Below are 502 nucleotides of genomic sequence, written 5' to 3' on the forward strand. Positions count from 1 at the left end.
CTAGGATGGTGGTGAGATAGTCGCGCCGATCGGCCGGCACGTTCTTCGGCAGGGCCGCGAAGCGCCAGGCGGCCCAGCTGACGCCACTGGTGCCCAGCGCTTCGTCGAAGGTCGTCACGTCGGGAAGGACCGGCAGGCGGGCCGGACCGGCGACGCCGACGGGGCGGACCGCGCCCGCCTCCATCTGCGACCGGAACTCCGAGAAGAACACGGTCGCGAGGTCGATATGGCCGCCCAGCATCGCCGTCATGCCCGGGATTCCGCCCTGGAAGGGAACCTTCACGAATTTCGCTGATGTCGCGCGCTCGACCTGCTCGATGATGAACTCCGAGGCGCTCTGCGGCAGCATCGAGATGCGGACCGTCTCCGGCGCTTCCTTCGCCCGGGCCACGATGGCCTGGAGATCGAGCCCCTGCAGCGGTCCCCGCGCCGCCGCGATCCAGACCGTCGGGTCGTAGTTGAGGAAGGCGACGACTTCCAGGTCGTTGACGCTCCACAGCCC

The 502-nt window shown here is 68.9% G+C and carries 1 protein-coding gene; it reads right to left on the bottom strand.

What is annotated here, in order from left to right; genetic code table 11:
* Positions 1-502, bottom strand: a 502-nt coding sequence (locus AC1DWF_RS39130; protein WP_476843757.1) for a tripartite tricarboxylate transporter substrate-binding protein, incomplete at both ends; no start/stop codon positions are given.

It is taken from the genome of Aminobacter sp. P4_D5, from assembly GCF_056401815.1.